Annotated in this window: 11 protein-coding genes and 3 pseudogenes; 3 read left to right on the forward strand and 11 right to left on the reverse strand. The window is 60.2% G+C overall.

What is annotated here, in order from left to right; genetic code table 11:
- Entirely contained in the window at positions 1–1,521 is a 1,521-nt protein-coding gene (locus tag AC3B5T_RS03855; protein ID WP_005195187.1) for a flavin-containing monooxygenase, read from the reverse strand.
- A 161-nt stretch (positions 1,522–1,682) separates the two neighbouring features.
- Positions 1,683–2,651: an AurF N-oxygenase family protein gene (locus tag AC3B5T_RS03860; protein ID WP_005195186.1), complete on the reverse strand. Its 969-nt coding sequence runs from the start codon at positions 2,649–2,651 to the stop codon at positions 1,683–1,685.
- Positions 2,652–2,784: 133 nt separating this feature from the next.
- On the opposite strand from AC3B5T_RS03860, the gene AC3B5T_RS03865 reads away from it, so the two are divergent.
- Both AC3B5T_RS03865 and AC3B5T_RS03870 read left to right on the forward strand, forming a co-directional pair.
- The gene (locus AC3B5T_RS03865; protein ID WP_005195185.1) at positions 2,785–3,123 is read left to right on the forward strand and encodes a DUF4873 domain-containing protein; all 339 of its coding nucleotides are present in this window, start codon (positions 2,785–2,787) and stop codon (positions 3,121–3,123) included.
- A gap of 79 nt (positions 3,124–3,202) precedes the next feature.
- Positions 3,203–6,292 carry an MMPL/RND family transporter gene (locus tag AC3B5T_RS03870; RefSeq protein ID WP_026919817.1) on the forward strand — a complete coding sequence of 1,030 codons (3,090 nt, stop codon included), beginning with the start codon at positions 3,203–3,205 and terminating at the stop codon, positions 6,290–6,292.
- Positions 6,293–6,484: 192 nt separating this feature from the next.
- Here the strand turns inward: AC3B5T_RS03870 and AC3B5T_RS03875 are convergent.
- Positions 6,485–6,655, reverse strand: a pseudogene (locus tag AC3B5T_RS03875) (integrase core domain-containing protein); the annotation flags it as partial.
- Between AC3B5T_RS03875 and AC3B5T_RS03880 the strand changes: the two are divergent.
- Positions 6,648–7,619 (forward strand): annotated as a pseudogene (locus tag AC3B5T_RS03880) (IS256 family transposase); the annotation flags it as partial. The pseudogenes AC3B5T_RS03875 and AC3B5T_RS03880 overlap by 8 nt on opposite strands.
- Before the next feature lie 131 nt (positions 7,620–7,750).
- Here AC3B5T_RS03880 and AC3B5T_RS03885 read toward each other — a convergent pair.
- The 8 genes and pseudogenes from AC3B5T_RS03885 to AC3B5T_RS03920 all read right to left on the reverse strand — a co-directional run bounded on the left by AC3B5T_RS03885 (position 7,751) and on the right by AC3B5T_RS03920 (position 15,480).
- A complete protein-coding gene (locus AC3B5T_RS03885) occupies positions 7,751–7,912 on the reverse strand; it encodes a hypothetical protein (protein WP_005195129.1) in 162 nt (53 codons plus the stop codon).
- 238 nt (positions 7,913–8,150) lie between these two features.
- On the reverse strand, positions 8,151–9,791 hold the full coding sequence (locus tag AC3B5T_RS03890; RefSeq protein ID WP_005195128.1) for a long-chain fatty acid--CoA ligase: 1,641 nt from the start codon (positions 9,789–9,791) through the stop codon (positions 8,151–8,153).
- Between the two features lie 29 nt (positions 9,792–9,820).
- On the reverse strand, positions 9,821–10,510 hold the full coding sequence (locus AC3B5T_RS03895) for a hypothetical protein (protein WP_005195127.1): 690 nt from the start codon (positions 10,508–10,510) through the stop codon (positions 9,821–9,823).
- A 46-nt stretch (positions 10,511–10,556) separates the two neighbouring features.
- Positions 10,557–11,513, reverse strand: coding sequence for an MlaD family protein (locus AC3B5T_RS03900; protein ID WP_006369626.1), 957 nt, complete (start codon positions 11,511–11,513; stop codon positions 10,557–10,559).
- The gene (locus AC3B5T_RS03905; RefSeq protein WP_005195125.1) at positions 11,510–12,553 is read right to left on the reverse strand and encodes an MlaD family protein; all 1,044 of its coding nucleotides are present in this window, start codon (positions 12,551–12,553) and stop codon (positions 11,510–11,512) included. Before AC3B5T_RS03905 ends, AC3B5T_RS03900 begins: the two co-directional genes overlap by 4 nt.
- A complete protein-coding gene (locus tag AC3B5T_RS03910) occupies positions 12,550–13,611 on the reverse strand; it encodes an MlaD family protein (RefSeq protein ID WP_005195124.1) in 1,062 nt (353 codons plus the stop codon). Before AC3B5T_RS03910 ends, AC3B5T_RS03905 begins: the two co-directional genes overlap by 4 nt.
- Positions 13,605–14,237: pseudogene (locus AC3B5T_RS03915) on the reverse strand (MlaD family protein); the annotation flags it as partial. The gene AC3B5T_RS03910 and the pseudogene AC3B5T_RS03915, both read right to left, overlap by 7 nt.
- A protein-coding gene (locus tag AC3B5T_RS03920; protein ID WP_156354424.1) for an IS3 family transposase occupies positions 14,207–15,480 on the reverse strand; the annotation gives its coding sequence in 2 pieces (ribosomal slippage) (positions 14,207–15,201 and positions 15,201–15,480; 1,275 coding nt in all). The gene AC3B5T_RS03920 and the pseudogene AC3B5T_RS03915, both read right to left, overlap by 31 nt.
- Positions 15,481–15,519 lie beyond the last annotated feature (39 nt).

A 15,519-nucleotide genomic window follows, 5' to 3' on the forward strand; every position in this document is an offset into this window, starting at 1 on the left:
TCAGGCGATGTCGTACTCAGCGGGGTCGAAATCTTTTGTGGCGCGCCAGTACTGCCATGTGAAGCCCGGCCACACGGTCCGGTTGACGCCCTGCGAGTCGAGATACCAACTCGTGCAGCCGCCGTTGGTCCACACTCCCTTGGCCAGCTTCCGCTGGATGTCGGTGTTGAACTGTTCTTGCACGGACGGGCGTACGTCAACCTTCTCAGCGCCTCGGCTTTCTACTGTGTCGATGGCCTTCATGATGTATTTGATCTGTTGCTCGATCATGAACACCACTGAGTTGTGGCCGAGGCCCGTGTTGGGTCCGAGGAGGAAAAACAGGTTGGGAAAACCCTTGGTCGTGATGCCCAGGTGCGTGTTAATCCCCGTCTGATGCCAGTGGGACGGGAGATCCTCGCCAGTGGCACCTTTCAGGGCGAGCTGATCGAAACCATCAGTCACGTGAAAACCGGTCGCATAAATAATTACGTCGATGAGGTGCTCGACGCCGTCTGAGGTGATGATGGAATCAGCGGTGACCCTCTCAATCCGATCGCTGATGACGGTGGTGTTGGGCGCCGCAAGTGCAGGGTAATAGTCGTTTGACCCCAGAATTCGCTTACAGCCGATGCGATATGACGGGGTCAGTTTCTTGCGTAGTGCCGGATCAGAGATGGAGCGTTCAATGTTCCACCGAGCGACCCGTTCGATTGGCCGCATAAGGTTGGAGTGACCGTTGAGGCCGAAGGCTAGGCTCTCCGCACCCCAGTACACCGACCACCTGGCGATACGACGTGCAATCGGGAGTCTGCTCAGAAGAGTCCGCAGGGCCGGCGGAACGGTGAAATTCTTGCGGGGTAGGACCCAGGCAGGGGTTCGCTGGAAGACCTTGAGGGACATGGCCTCCTTCTGTACGAACGGCACAAACTGGATAGCGCTGGCACCAGTGCCGATCACGGCGACACGCTTGCCCTCCAGATCCACCGAATGATCCCACTGTGCGGAGTGAAACGCTTCGCCTTTAAAGTCCTCAATCCCCGAAATTTCGGGAAAATTGGGGATATGCAGCGCACCGACTCCTGAAACTACGAACTGAGCAATGTACTCACGTCCGGACTCAGTACGCAGGTGCCACCGCGACTCTGACTCGCTCCAGTATCCGGAAACCAACTTCTGACCGAAATGAATCTTTTGTGTCACGCCGCGCTTGTCCGCGACGTCTTGTAGATACCGCTCAATTTCTGGTTGTGACGACCACACCTTCGACCAGCTACCTCGACTTTCGAATGAGTACGAGTACATCAGCGACGGGACGTCACATGCACAGCCCGGATAGGTATTGTCGCGCCAGGTTCCACCGACGGAGCTTGCCTTCTCCAGGATTAGAAAGTCGCTGTACCCGCGACGTCTTAGCTGTGCGGCCATCCCGAGACCAGAGAACCCGCTTCCGATGATCAGAATCTTGGTCGAAATCGGGTCGTCGGTTGAGTCGGTTTTGGCGGCGGCGCGCGAGGCGCGCCGGGTAGTTGAAGATGCCATGTTTATGCTTTCTCCCTCGTGGGTTCGTTGGCACAACACATCACCTGCGCACAGTGGCAGCGGGTGATCTGTTGAGGCGGAAGTGATCGCGAAGCCATCGAGAATGCTCCGCACAGGTCTAACTGATGTCGACCGTGACGGCTCGGCCGCGTGAACGGAGATCAGCGGAGATCGTCGGGAAGGCTCCGCGTCGCGCGCCACATGGCCATTGTGAACTTGCCTTCCAGCATTCCCGCCTCATGGAAGAACCGAATCATGGGCTCCGACATGAACTGCAGGTTGGTCCGATAGTTTGGGCTGGTTTGTTGTGCCCATACGCCACGCCAGCGGCTAATTCCCACTGCGGGGTACACTTTCGGATTAATGAGCAGCGGGTACGCCAGGTTCGCGATGACGGCAAGCACCCCTCGGTGCCAAGCGCGCGTCGCCTTACGTCGACGCTGCATGCCTTCGATCATCTCCAGTCGCGCAAAGGTAATGTGACGGGCTTCCTCGAGGACATGGATCTTCATGAGCTGGCGAAGCTGAGGCTGCATACTTGGGTCGTTCATCGCCTCGCGCTGGGCGCGGTCCAGGATTTCCTCGATCAGCAGCGTGGCTCCGGACACCGACGGTCCGAGCGGGACGAAATGCAGGATCTTTGCGAAGCTCAAGAAGCCCTTAGGGAGCTTGTAAGGGGGCACGCCTGTTTTGTTAATGAGGCGCGCGAACATAGTGGAATGGCGGGACTCATCGCCGATTTCTGTTAGCGCGTATAGGGACTTCTGATCGGTTAGGGCCCCCTTTGCCGACATGCGCAGGAGCGCCGAACTCAAGAGGTTCTCTGCGTAGATGCCGAAACTGAGGATGCTCACGATCTCGTGGCGTCCCAGCTCGCGACGCTGCTCCTCGGTCATCTTGTTCCATAGTTTGGTGCCGTATAGCGACACCCGGTGCTCTGGCAGAAAGTACTTGCCTTCCTCCCAGGGCGACTCCCAGTCGATGTCGATCTCCGCGTCGTAGAACTTCTCCGCGGAAGACCGCAACAGACGACCTGCAGATCGTTCCATGTCGACGGGCTTGCGCCCGTTCACCCGGGCCATGCCCTCCTGTGAAAAGTCGGGCTTGATATGGGCATCCTGCACGGTCATGTCTTCTCCTCGGTCGTTCAAGGCTGGGAGTCGGGGCCTGGCGCCCAGTACCCATTACTCGCAGTATCTGGTACTGCTAGTATCCACGAACCGCGTTATTTGTCAACGCTCAATGCGAAGAAGGTAGGGCTGCATGTCTGACGACCATGACCTCGACTACTCCGGCGAAGGAACCCTGGTGTGCCGTGGGACGGAGATCCATGTCGAAGCGAAAATAAGAGGTTATTTCCAGCCGCTGAACGGCTTATACACCTGGTATGGCCGGATTCAGAAGAATGATGAGCTCGACGGGCTCCTGAAAGGCGCCCGCGCGATCGCTGTATTTACGACCGCTGAGGGGCGGGCGGAGTGTGTCGTCGGGGATCCCGACTTCTGGGGCCGATACCGCATCTCAGGTAAGAGCACCCCCCCATACCACCTGCCCACCACTCTCGAGGAGGTCGAAGACATGGCCGAGCACCACCACAAGTGACAATCATCCACCGCACGGACGTTCGCCAGACGGATCCGAACGATTGGGTCGCCCACTTCAGGTCGAGAGGATATTGCACATGGTGAGTTCGTCTCCCATTCGAACCCGCTCGTCGAGAGGGGGCGAGAAACTCGGCGAATACAGTCCGACCCTTGAGCGGGTTGCATGGTTTACCCTCCGCCGCAAAGGGATTGTGACGCTGGTTTGGCTCGGTGCCGCTATCGGCTTAGGCCTTCTCTTTCCTCAACTGGAGTCAGTGGTACGGGAACAATCTGTGGATCCGATCCCGGCCGGAGTCCCGTCTTTTCAGACCTTGGACCGTATGGGCGCCTCTTTCGACGAGCGCGGCGCCAAGACCACCGTATTCGTTGTGATGGAGAACAGTGCAGGCCTGTCCGACAACACCCGCGATCGATACCACGTGCTTGTCGACACCCTGCGGGCGGACGACAAGCACGTCATCGCCGTCCGAGACCTGCTGAGCGATCCCCTCACTGCGAGTCAGGCTCTCAGCAAAGACAAGCAAGCCTGGTATCTGCCCGTGGGAGTGACCGGCACACTCGGGGGACCCGATACCGCGGAGGCGGTCGCAGCGGTACGCGACACCGCGGAGAGAATCTTTCGCGACACTGAGACGAGAGTCCGTGTGACAGGCCCACCCGCGACCTTTAGCGACCAACTCGCCGTGGGCGAGTCGGATCTGGTCCTGATCACTGTCGCCACCGTGCTGCTGATCGCCGTGATCCTCCTCGTCGTCTACCGTTCGGTGTTCACCGCGCTGATGCCGCTGCTTGTCGTGGGCATGAGTTTGGCCGTGGGTCGCGGAGTTCTATCTGGACTAGGCGAGCTGGGCATGCCGGTATCCCAGTTCACCTCGATGTTCATGACCGTCATCATCTTCGGTGCCGGAGTTGACTATTCGGTGTTCCTCATCAGCCGCTATCATGAGGGTATTCGAGCAGGCAACTCTCCTGATGCCGCTATTGCCCACGCGAATGCAACTATCGGCCGCGTGGTTCTCGCATCGGCGGGCACTGTGGCCCTAGCCTTCCTGGCTATGGCCTTCGCCAAGCTCAGTGTGTTCAACACTTTGGGGCCGGCCTGCGCAATCGCCATAGCATTCGCATTCTTGGCGACGGTGACATTGTTGCCCCCCGTGCTCTCCTTCGCTGCCAAGAGAGGGGCCGGCCTTCCCCGCCGTGACCTGACGCGGGATTACTGGAGAAGAGTCGGAGTCATGGTTATCCGGCGGCCGGTCCCTCTGCTCGCGATCAGTGTAGTCGCGTTGATTGGCCTCGCCCTGGTCGCCGCAACAATCCAGATCACCTACGACGATCGAGAGGGGCAGCCAACTGACACAGGGAGCAACGAAGGCTACGCGCTGCTCAACCGCCACTTTCCGAAAGACATCATTATCTCGGAATTCTTGGTGGTGGAGTCCGAGAACGACATGCGCACGGCTCAAGGCCTTGCCGACCTCGACCAGTTGGCATCCCGCGTCGCGCAGATTCCCGGCGTGACCAGGGTCATTGGCGTGACGCGGCCAACCGGTGAGAAGCTGCAGCAGGCGCAATTGTCTTGGCAGAACGATCAGATCGGTACCAAGATCACCGAGGAGACCGGAGATGTACAGGCCCGCAAGGGTGATCTGGCCGTCCTGAAGACCGGATCAGAGCAGCTCGCCGGAGGCCTGGCACTGCTAGAAGACCAGATCTCATCCAATCTCGCTCCGCTGTCGGGGTTGCTAGACGAGGTGTCGTCATTTGGCCCACAACTCGATGAGTACCGGCCGTTGGTGAACCAACTCGCGAGCGCCGCCCCAACGCTTCGACAGTTCTCCCAGCGAGCGCCTGAGCTGTCTCAACTCGCACGTCGGGCCCAGTCTGCGGCAGACGCGGTCGCGCCAGCGTTGTCCGCATTGGAAGCTCCGTGGTGTCAGCAGATCGCGCAGTGCTCGGCACTGCGCGCGCAAACGGCCGACATCCGGGCACTCGCGGATGATCAGTCGCTCGCGAGGGTGGCTAACTTTGCCGCGCAACTCGGCCGCGTGAGTGCGCCAGGCTCTACCGACATGGCACAGCTGCAGCGTTCTCTTCAAACGCTGAATTCTGCACTACAGACCATCGGTGGACAGGACCTCGGGAACAGGGTCTCGCAACTCGAGTCCGGCGTCGGCGCACTCGCCGACGGCGCACGTCAGTTGTCGAACGGAGTCGGGGCTTTGGTGGACAGCAACGTTCAGCTACTCGGTGGACTAGCACAGGTCGCCGCACAGCTTCGGGCTCCCGCCCGCGAGATCGGCGATTCTGATTCGGCAACCGGCTTCTATCTCCCCGCGGATGCGTTCAAGGACCAGCAGTTCAGTCAGGTCGCTCGACAGTTCATCTCGCCCGACGGGAAAACCGTGCGCTATGCGGTACAGACCTCCTACGACCCATACTCTGCCGATGCAATGACGCTGGCGAACGAGCTGTCTAGCGTCGCCGAGAACGCGATGCCGAACACCACTCTGGAGGGCGGACGTGCTTCGGTCGCGGGCTTTCCTGCGATCAATGCCGACGTCCAGCGGTTGTTGTCGTACGATTTCAAACTGCTTGGCATAGCCACACTTCTCATCGTGGGTCTGATCCTGATGCTGTTGTTGCGGGCCGTCGTTGCACCGGTCTATCTCCTTGCAACCGTCGTCTTGAACTATATGGCGGCTCTTGGTATCGGTGTGCTCGTACTTCAACACATCCTCGGTGCCGGGATCGCCTGGCCAGCTCCACTGGTGTCGTTCATCGTCTTGGTGGCGGTGGGCGCTGACTACAACATGCTGCTGGTCTCACGCCTGAGAGAGGAGACGAGAGCGAGCGTGCGGGTCGGAGTAATGCGTACCGTCGCCTACACCGGTTCGGTGATCACCTCGGCCGGGTTGATCTTCGCAGCCAGCATGTTCGGGCTGATGGTCGGCTCCATCGATGTGATGGTGCAAATCGGGTTCATCATCGGTGTCGGTTTGCTGCTCGACACGTTCCTGGTGCGGACCTTAGTAGTCCCGGCACTAGCGGTGCTGCTGGGCACTGCAAGCTGGTGGCCGGGTGACATCGACCGCTTCCGGCGCGCCCTGGGACCATCGCAAAAGACACGCGGACGGACCCATGGGGATCTGACAAGCGTCGGTCCCTGAACTTCCCGACCATCCCGTCAACAGGTAAGGATCGGCATAGGGCATGACGCGGCACGGTCGCTCGTGATAGACGAATTGCGTCCGTACAACGCTAGACGGTATGGGTGACTCCACGGCGATGTGTTGGGGGTTGCGGGCCGGAGCCTCACGCACAGGGACTGAACGACCCGAGGTTTTGTGCCGCCTCCATTGTGGGCTGGTCCTCGGGCCGAGGCCAGAGTAGTGGAGCGTTTCGAACTCGGTCGGGGGGATCTGGCCGATACTCGAGTGCAGCCTGCTGTTGTTGTACCAGTCGACCCAACCAGCGGCCGCGAACTCGACGTCGGAGACGGTCTTGTACGGGCTGGAGTGGAAGATCGTGGTCCCGCTGTACGCCGGCGGCATGACGTTGCGCGATATCCAACACCATTTGGCCGCCACGATCGGCACCGATCTCTCGCACGAGACGATCTCCAAGATCTGCGACGAGGTCCTCGACGCGGTCGACGAATGGCAGAACCGGCCGCTGGAGCCGTTGTATCCCGTCATCTACCTTGATGCCCTGGTGGTGAACGTCAAAGACAGTTCTCATGTTCGAAACAAGCACGCCCACATCGCTATTGGCGTCGACATGGCCGGCGTCAAGCATGTGCTGGGAATCTGGATACAGGCCGAAGAAGGCGCCAAGTTCTGGGCCGGGGTGTGTGCGAATCTGGCCAACCGCGGCGTCAAGGACGTGCTGATCGTGTGCTGTGACGGGCTCACCGGATTCCCCGAGGCAATCGAGGCGACCTGGCCGCTGGCCACCGTGCAAACCTGTGTGGTGCATCTGATCCGCAACTCGATGCGGTTCGTGAACCACAAAGACCGCAAAGACGTGGCCCGGGCGATCAAACCGATCTACACCGCCCCCGACGCCGAGACCGCCCGCCGCGAGTGGGAAGCCTTCCGCGACTCGGAACTAGGCGCCAAATATCCGAGTGCGGCAATGGCTTTCGACCGAGCCTGGGATCGGTTCATCCCCTTCCTGGCATTCCCGCCCGAGCTGCGCAAAGTCATCTACACCACCAACTCGATCGAGTCATTGAACTACCAGCTCCGCAAGGTCATCAAGAACCGCGGACATTTCCCCAACGACATCGCGGTCCGCAAACTCTTGTGGCTGGCCATCTGCGACATCGAAGACAAACGAGCCGCTCAACGCCTCAAAGAACGCGGGACCAGGCGGTCACAGCCCCGTAAGGCCCTCGGACGACTGGTCGAGGGACAGGTCGTCACCAACTGGAAACAGGCCCTCGGACAACTCGCACTGGCCTACCCCGACCGGATCGAACCCCACCTCAGCTAGACCCCACAGACCACAAGAAAATCAGGAGTCACGTTCTTACACAGACATCTTGACAAGCTCTCGAGCCCCCGCGCACCAAGAGACCGCCCCGCGGCAGAAGCCACGGGGCGGTGTGTTCTTCTGTGAAGCGCTCAAGCGGTAGCTTCGTCTGATCCGGACTCGATCGATCCGGTGACCAGTTCGCCGACGATGTCGGTAATGATTGCGCCCACGATAGCCTCGGCCATGATGGTGGCCCCTTCGATGTTGTGTGCTGATGACTGCGAATGTGGAGCGCTGGCTGCGATGTCCACCTCGCAAACTCTACGACGCTCGATAAAACGGCGCCCAACGAACGATGAGTGAGAGATGAATGGCCGCGCAATTCCCAGTGACGGTTCTGTCTTTCCCACCGGGGCCATCGGGCAGACGGATCGCTCCAATAAATACGTGCCCACCGAACGCTGAGGACGTTCGGTGGGCACATCTGTGCCTTACCTCGGCGGTGTCCTATCTCGGCCAGTGCGGACGCGAAGCCGACCCCGTGCGGCGCTAGTTCGATACAACCGGCAGCTCGCCCTGCTCATGCTTCGCGCGCAACACCTTCTTGTCGAACTTGCCCACGCTCGTCCGTGGTATCTGCTCCATGAACGTCCAGTTGTTCGGGATCCACCAGTGCGGGATCTCCTCCGGGCAATTTCTTAGGCACCACTCGTGGAGCGTGTCAGCCGACACTTCGCGACCCGGTGCCGGAACCACAACAGCGAGAGCTGTCTCCTGCCATCGGGGGTCGGGCATCGCGACAACCGCGGCCTCGGCGACATCCGGGTGCGACATGATCCAGTTCTCGAGCTCCACTGACGAGATCCATTCGCCCCCGGACTTGATGACGTCCTTGGACCGGTCGGTCAGCGTCAGATACCCGTCCGGACTGATGTGTCCCACGTCGCCGGTCCGCAACCAGCCATCCCGAAACCTCTCGGTGTCCTCGAGTCGGTAGTAGCTGCCTGTGACCCACGGACCCCGCACTTCGAGTTCACCGACGGACTTGTCGTCACGGGGAACAGGCAGGCCGCCCTCGTCGATGAGGCGCATCTCCACCCCGCAAATTGCCCGTCCCTGTCGCTTGCGGTAAGATATTTCCTTTGCGGGGCTGATCCCGGCGGGAGGCCGACCTACCGCTGCAAGCGGGGACGTCTCAGTCATACCCCACGCCTGAATAATCTGTACGCCGAAGCGGTCCGCAAACCCCTCGATCAACGACTGCGGGACGGGAGCTCCACCACAGGCGACAAGGTCGATCGATGACAAGTCGACACCCGGATTCGCGATACCGTACTGAAGAAGATCGTTCCAGATTGTCGGTACTGCTCCTGCCTTCGTGGGGCGATGTTGTTGGATCATGTCAGCGAGCGGCGCTGCTTGAAGGTATCGATCAGGCATCAGCAAGTCCGCGCCGGCCATCAGCGACGCGTAGGGCAGACCCCAGGCGCTGGCATGAAACATCGGCACGACGGGAAGTACACGATCGGCTTCTGCGATCGCCAGAGCGTTACCGGTACACGCTGCCATGGAGTGCAGAAACACCGAGCGATGACTGTAGACGACCCCCTTGGGATCGCCTGTAGTGCCGCTCGTATAACACATACCCGCAGCCGACCGCTCGTCGGGATCGACCCAAGAGAACACTGGGGATTCCGCTGCGAGCGCGTCATGATATCGCATCACGGTCACGCCGTGCCCGTCGAGCGGGGAGGTGTCGCCGTCGCCGGTAACGAACACAACCCGAACCGTCGCCAAGCCCGGTAGGACCGCCGCCAACAACGGAACCAGCGACCCGTCCACGATAATGACCTTGTCTTCGGCGTGGTTCGCGATGAACTGCAGCTGAGCCGGTGACAACCGGATGTTCAGCGTATGCAGCACCGCGCCCATCGCGGGTACCGCAGCGTACGCTTCGAGGTGCTCCTGGTTGTTCCACAGCATCGTTGCCACGCGGTCGTCGCCGACCACGCCGACCCGACGCAGAGCATTCGCCAGACGTGCGCATCGCTCTTCAAGATCGCCGTAGGTCGCATACCGGGCAGAGCCGTTCACGGAATAGGTAATCACCTGCCTAACAGTGTGATTGGTTGCGACGTGGCGCAGTATCGATGACACTGTCATCGGCACCTCCTGCATGGTGCTTTTCATCTAACTCTCCTTTCGCGGCGGACGCTGGATCATTCGGCAGGTCCGTAATCCTGGATCTGCCAGCCGTTATCGGTCTTCAGCACGACGACTTTCAACAGTGTGGGGAGTTCGCTCGGCTGAGGGTTCTGAACATTCTGGGTCTTCTGGGTGGCGAAGACCAGCACCGTGTATTCCCCCCGGTTCTCGCTGGCGCTGCCGGTGACGCTGGTCGCCAGTACGCGTCCCGCCGCTTGGACCTTGGCCTGTTTCATGATTTGGGTCAGGGTGGGTTCGACATCGTCGTATCGCTTGACCAACGCATCGCTGGCATTCTCTTTCACTTCGGTAAAGAATGCGTCGGTGTTTTGGTAGCTGTACGTGAGCGACTTTGTGGTGTAGTCCGATGCTGCCTGCGCTGCCTGCGCTCGTTGTGTGGCGGCGTCCTCCAGGGACGTCTTTGCTTGCCGCATGTCAATGTAGAGGTAAGCAAAGAGCCCGGCCAGCACCGCGAGTACTACCACGAGAGCACCGACGGCCACCACCTGGAGGCGTGCTGATCCCCAGCGCTGCTCGGCCTCGGACGTCGGGGGGCTTGCCTCGTCCGAGGCGGAAACGTCCTGTGACGTCGCAGGTTCTGTGGCACTAGTGGCGTCGCCGCGGTCTGCCTTATCGGAAGCCGTAGTCAGCTCATTTTCGGTGCCGCTGTCCTCGGATTCTGATCCGTTGTCGTGTGCGGTCATTTGCTGCCTTCTGTAAATGCTGGGGTAGGGGGGGAGACATCGGGCGTCAGCGGGGTGATGGTGTGACGGCGATCGGGATTTGCGCCTGTCCCCGATGGGACGCGGGGACTGTTCGCGCCAGGAGATCACCGATCGATCCGAAGTCGACGTATGTGTCTGCGACTTTCGCCGTCGCCGGTTTGACCGCGCGGGTGATGGCGACAATGTCGGGCTGAAGTATCTGGATGTAACCGCTGAGCTTTTCCACTAGCTTCAGGATTGGTGGCCATTTGTCGTAGGACGTAGAGGTGAAAACGATGAACGCACGTTGGATTCTCGCCAAACCGTCGACGGCATCCGGGGTCCGGACCGACGCGGTACTGAGCACACCGCCCACGTTCGACATGAGGCCCAGGAGGAACTCGGCATTGTCCGCGGTGGTACGGACCGCACCGTCGTCACCGACGAAGTCCACGAGGCGGTGCATCATGTCTCCGATCGTGTCGAGGTCCTTTTGCCGGCCGTCGACTGCAGCCGAGATCGTTTCGTTGATGGTCTGAATCGATGCTGGATCGAGCGCGTCGGCCACTGCCGACATTTTCGGGAGCACCTGGGGAACGGATTGGGACACGTGGATGGCGCTGGCGGGCACTAGGTCCCCACTACGCAAGTACTCACTGGTGGTGGTATCCGGTGGGATGAAGTTGATGTATTGCTCTCCCGCGACCGAGAGGTTCTGGATCGTCATGACACTGCCGCGAGGGATCTTGTAGCCGGAGTCGATGGACATGTCGACGGCGAGCTGATTATCTGTGACGCGAATAGATGTCACCTTGCCCGCCGGCACCCCCTCTAGCATCACCGGCGATGTGTCGAGCAGGCCGCCCGAGCTCTTGAGTATGGCCGAGATCGTGTAGTCGGAGCGGAACGGGTTTATTCGTGCCACGTCGATGGTCAGGTATGTTGCTCCGACGAGGAAGACGACGACAAGGGCAACCAGGGATACGACGGTGCTGCGGATCATGGCATCATTCCGATCGCTCGCAATACGTTAATGAACGACCCGGCATCACGTCGGGCTAGATCTTGGCCGTCGATAGACACGTCGGAAACGTTGATATCTGGCGAGCTGACGAATGGGATGAGCTTCTCGCGTATTACACGCGTCGCCTTGTCGGAAACATCCTTGGAGTAGATGTCCGAGTACGCGATGGACGCGATTACCGGCGCGATCGCTCCTACCGTTTCCTTGATGCGGGAATACTCAGGGTCGACGATACGGCCGGCAGATACTGCGAAGTCGCGCAGGTTGGCGATAAGTAGCGCGACGTCAATTAGCGAATAGCCCAGACCATAGAAGTTCACTCCCCCCTTGGTCAACATTCGGTCAGTACCTGACGGGTCGGCCAGGATCACTTTCAGTGTGCGATCGGCCGACTGCAGGACTACGTCGAGTTTGTCGGTGTTGGCGGACACCTCAGACACGGTGCGCAACGTCGTGCGGTAAAGCGTATCGAATTGGGCGGGGTCACTCGGAAAGGTCGAGTTCAGTGTCGATATCGCGGTATGGATTTTATCGAGTTCACCCCCGCCCAGTACATTAGCCATCCCCCGCATCACGTCCTCGACGTTGGCAGCCGGTTCGGTGCGTGAGAGAGGTATTACCGATCCCGCGTGCAGCAAGGCTTGGGTGGACTGCTGTGCGGGGGGAAGGATGGCCACATAAATCTCGCCCAGGAGAGTGTCTTGGCGGAGTTCCGCGCGCGAATCTTCCTGCAGTTGGGCGTCTTTATCAATTCGGGCGGCAACCAGCGCGTGGCCTCCGTCGTACGTGACGCTGGTGACGGCACCGACGTCAATCCCTCGAGAGAGGACTTTGGCACGGGCAGGCAAGTTCAGAGCACTCGTGAACTCGATCTCGATGTCGTAGCCGTCTCGGGCGGATGATCCGCCGATGGTCGGCGGGTTGTCGGCGTTGATGCTGCAGGCGGCGAGGGCGATGGTCGCTGCGAACAGCGTCACGATCGCGGCCGTGACACGGCGAAGGTAGCCGTAGGTCATCATTGAGATTGCCCTCCGATCAAGTTAGCGATCGTCGCCACTTCGTTACCCGTCCTGCAGACGCCGTTGACGGGGGGAGAGGCACACGCCGTTCTTAGGGTCTGCAGTGGGACAGACACGGCGAATGCCCGCAGGATCGACTTCGCATCCGGATGCTTGACGATGAGGTCAGCCGTTCGAGCGGCGACGGTCGCCAGGATGTTCTCTTGCTTGCCTACTTGCGCGAGGAGTGGAACCGCAGCATCACCAATTGCGAAGATCGGTGGACCGAAGTCGGACGCCAATCGCGACAGGATGGGGACGAAGGTACCTGCGTACTCTGTTGCGGCGCCGAATGTTTGACCGAAAGCAACAATCACCTCGATTGCGCCGACGAAGTTGTCGAACAGCTGGGTCACCTCAGCACTGTTCTCGGTGGCAACACCGGTTAAGGTCGCGAGGTTGGCTACAATTCTGCGTATCTGACCATCACGCCGGGTCGGATCGTTGATCAGCGTGGCCGAGTCCTTGAGAATGCCAGAGATATCGCCCTGGGTTCCCTCCATGTTCTTGGAGACGAGCGTGAGCGCCTGGAGAATCGCATCGGTGTCACGTCCGCCGTCCTTGACGAGTTCATCGGAAAGAGTGCTGATCGCGTCGAGCGTTTGACTAATCCCCAGTGGAGTCCTGGTTTTGTTCAGTGGTATGCACTTGGCCGACTCGTAATGCTCTCCGCCGCGATAGGGATGGGTGAACTCGATTTGTCTTTCGGTGACAATCGAGGTGGACACCAGGGTGGCCCCCACATCCGCGGGAAGCGGCACGGTCTTGTCGATCCGCATGTCGACACGCACGCCCCTCTGGCCCTCCTCGTGAATGCCTACGACCCTGCCCACCTTCTTGCCGAGCATCGCGACGGAGTTGCCTTCGTACAGACCTGATGCGTCGGAAAACTCCGCACATAGTGGCCGCGTGTCGTCGTCGGCTGTCGCATAGTTGATTCCTACGGCCGCGATCACTACTGCGAGTGTGACGATGGTGGCGATCGGGATCAGATGCTGACGCATCCGCTCTGTCAGCATTTTTGATCACCACTCGGGATGCAGATGCGGACAGTCGGTTCAGGACTCGCTGGACCGACCTCTGGAGCGTCGAGAAGAATGCTCAGTCGTCTGGTGATCTGATCGACCTGGGTCAGCGCGTTTGCGTAGGCGGGCATCTGGGCCGACACCTTGTTCAGAAGGGTCTTGAACTGTTGTACCGATGGTTCTATTCCGTCGCGGTACGCGACAAGCGGTCGGGTCAGTAGCTTGAAAAGACGGCGCAGATAATCGAATCCGTTCTGGACGTTGGCGATGTCTGGTCCAAGGGTGCGGGCAAGGAAGCTGAGCTGGCGGAGGAAGTCCACGAGTACCTGCTTGCGGTTTGCGAGGGCGGCGACGTACTCATCGGACAACGTCATCGTCTTGTCGAGTTGTGCGTACTGACGTTGCAGTAGGTCCATCAGGCTGCTCGCGTTTTGCAGGGCATCAGGGATATTGGTGTTTCCGTCGGAGAAAGCATTCTGTAGCAGCGCCGCTGTGCGCCGTAGATCAACACCACGCACGTCACGGAACACCGGTGTGGTTGTCTCAAGCGTGCTGGAAATGTTGATCCCTCCCGGCGTTTCCGGAGAGCTCATGGTGTGAGCGCTTCCTCCGGATTGAGGGTGCGCATGCGATCGTAGTGGAGTTGCTCTGCCCGGTCGGGGGTGAGGTCGTGGCAGTAGCTGTGTGGTCGTTCTCGGTTGTAGAACGCCACCCATTCGGCGGTGCCCAGCGACAACTCAGTGGCTCCATGGAACAGGGGCTGGTTGTCGACCAGTTCGTTCTTGTAGTCCGAGTTCACCGATTCGGCCAGGGCATTGTCGAAACTGTCCCCGACGGTGCCGATAGAGGCCGCGATCCCTTCCTCGGCCAATCGCTGCCCGAACACGATGGCAGTATACTGCGATCCGGCGTCGCTATGATGGACGAGTTTGCTCAAATCGACTACCCCGCAACGTTTTCTGTTGTCGATCGCATTGTTGATCGCATCGGTCACCAAGTTCACCGTCATCTCCGTGGCCACCTTCCAGCCGACGATCTTGCGGGCGAACACGTCAGTCACGAAGGCTGTGTACGCCCAACCGGATTCGGTGCGGCAGTAGGTGAAATCGGCCACCCACAGGCGGTTGGGTGCCGCGGCATAAAACTGCCGGTCGACCAGATCCGTCGGCCGCTTGGCCGCCGCGTCAGGGATGGTCGTGCGCACCCGTTTCTTCTTGATCGCGCCGTGCCATCCCATCTCCCGCATGACCCGTTCAACCGTGCAACGGGCGACATCTAATCCGTTGCTGCGCAGCATTATCCATGTCTTTCGTGAGCCCAGAACGCGGGTCAGGGGTTTGTTCTTGCGGAGCATGAAGATCGCATCGATGACCTGCGCGTCAGCGAGCATACGGGCGCTCGGCCCGCGGTTGATGTGGTCGTAGTATGTGGACGGGGCGATGCGCCAGCCGTGCTCAGAGAGCACGGCGCACATCGAATCGACACCCCAGATAAGACCATCCGCACCCACCCGATGTCCCTGGTGGGTGCGGATGAAGTCCACAATTACCGGTGTGGCCGGTCGATTTCGGCCGCGAAGAAAACCGACGCCGCTTTCAGGATGCCGTTGGCCCGTTTGAGTTCGGCGACCTCCTGTTTGAGCCTGCGGATCTCCTCGTTGTCGGCCCTCGAGGCGCCTTCCGCATCAGCGGCCGGGGCCTTACGAACCCACTGACGGACAGTCTCCGCCGAGGTCACCCCCAACAGATCTGCGGTCTTGCGCATCGCCGGCCACTCCGCCGACCCGTGGGCCACCAACTGGGCCACCATGTCCACGGCGTCTCGCTTCAACTCAGCCGAGTACCGCTTCGATCCTGCTGCCATAGGTTTCATCCTCCCTTGAGAGGAGCCCTCCGGAAATCC

Source organism: Gordonia sp. G4, assembly GCF_057770005.1.